The sequence below is a fragment of the Methylophilus aquaticus genome (assembly GCF_030769565.1).
In the GTDB taxonomy this organism is placed as follows: Bacteria; Pseudomonadota; Gammaproteobacteria; order Burkholderiales; family Methylophilaceae; genus Methylophilus; species Methylophilus aquaticus.
The window spans coordinates 1-1,786 of record NZ_JAVCAP010000035.1; the positions used below are offsets into that span (position 1 = coordinate 1).

Sequence of the window (1,786 nt, forward strand, 5' to 3'; positions counted from 1 at the left end):
CCGGATGAGTTTTACTTTAAACACCTGCCCGCAACACCCAAGGCAGCTTAAACAGAATCGCAAGATATTTCACTTAAAACTTCAAAGATTCTGTCCAACTAAACGGGGCCACCTCTCAACAAAAGCCTTTAATTTCTTTTGGCCAGAAGTGAGCTTCATTTTCAACTCGTTATCAGGTGTAAATAAAAAGTTTAAGAAACTCATGCTTTATTTGTATTGAGATCTATAAATCCAATATTTATTTATCAAAGCTGATAAAAGATAGATTAAGAGAAAGAAGAGAGCTAGTGGCCTGAACATGGGAATTAACATTAGTTACCTAGCATAGTGTGGGGATTAGCTATGGACTCCAGTTTTTGCGGGCAAGGTCAGAGTACCTATCTCTGATGATGATTCCTCAAAACTCTCGCAACATTTCCGTGCTTAGAGTTTGTCGCATATCCCAAGGCATCTTGTTTCTTATTGTCTTTGATCGTCGCGTCGGCGTTGTGTTTTAATAGCAACTTTACGATCTCAACTCCGCCCATTCTTGCTGCAAGCATCAGAGGGGTGGAACCGGTGTCATCCTGTATATTTGGATTTGCACCATACTGCAATAGCATCTTGCAAACACTCTGGTTTAAATACCGTGCCCCATAATGTAATGGAGCTATTTCTAATAAGTTTTTGATATCAGGGTCAGCAGCATGATCTAAGAGGATTGAAAGTGCTTTCAGGTCTCCATTTGCTGAGGCATGGCATAAAGGTGTCCAACCGTTAGCACCTGATTTATTAACGTCCTCTGTTTTTTCTTCAAGTCTTTGAATCAAAACACCGTACTGTCTAGCCTGTACCAAGTCCCCAAGTTCACTCTCACTAATGCCTTTATCAGATAAAACCTTTAAGGTTGCTTCATTGAAAGCATGAGATATTGCCTTTTGCATATCAGCCTCTGAAGCAGGTTTATTTCTTTCTAGGTAGGCACTTAGAGAACTTTGAACATAAGTATTTGGCACATCTACTAAAACATGGGGTCTCCTTTTATCGCTAAACATTACTTCCATTTTCAGGTTTCCATTCTGATCTTGACCTAGAAACTTGCCCTGAAACTTGAGGGGATAACCCTTGGTGATTTCTTTTACCACGTTTTTTTGAAGGGCGGATGGTGGTTGAGATGTATCAAAAATAGGTATCTGACCAGCATCAAAAGCACTCGTTAGCTTCCTGCGGTAATCATATTTATTGATTGCCTTCTTTAAGCCTGAGGCTTTGTCAGTAAATCTCAAACGCTTACCTTCACTATCTTGCGATAGGTAAAAAGGGAGAATTCCTGTGGCTATTGTTACTAAAAATGAGAATGAAAATAAAAGAGTTCCTAACAAGCGAATCCCCGTAGACACCTCTGTTTGGATAACAAAGTAAATACATAGAACCAGTATCAAGACCGGCGTCCAGATCTTGAACTGTGCTCTTGAAGCCAATGGGAAAATGGGTAACGACAGTGTTTGGGCTTCCTCTTTAGTCCTTCGGATTAATAAGGCTAAAGCTAATACAGCACCGAGCAAGCCTGTAATAAGTCCTAAAGCGATATAAAGCGGAATCCACCAGAAAGATATGTTTTCGAAAAAAGTTCCACTAACAAATGTTGGATAGCATACGTACGTAGCTGTAAAAGCTACTAAATTCACTCTGAACCGCCCCGTAATTTGAGGAGGCTCTTTAAGATGAGAGAATATCGAGATGAAGAGCACAAACAAATTTTCCCCGGAAGTCAAGGCGCGCGCAGTGCGCATGGTTTTAGAGCAAC

2 protein-coding genes are annotated in these 1,786 nt (G+C 40.5%); one reads left to right on the forward strand and one right to left on the reverse strand.

Annotated features, from left to right (window positions below):
* Window positions 1-220 (forward strand): hypothetical protein (locus tag Q9291_RS13430; RefSeq protein ID WP_306390630.1); only part of this gene is annotated, 220 nt, incomplete at its 5' end.
* Between the two features lie 157 nt (window positions 221-377).
* On the opposite strand, the gene Q9291_RS13435 is transcribed toward Q9291_RS13430, so the two are convergent.
* Window positions 378-1,786: ankyrin repeat domain-containing protein (locus Q9291_RS13435; protein ID WP_306390631.1), on the reverse strand; the 1,409-nt coding region annotated here is incomplete at its 5' end.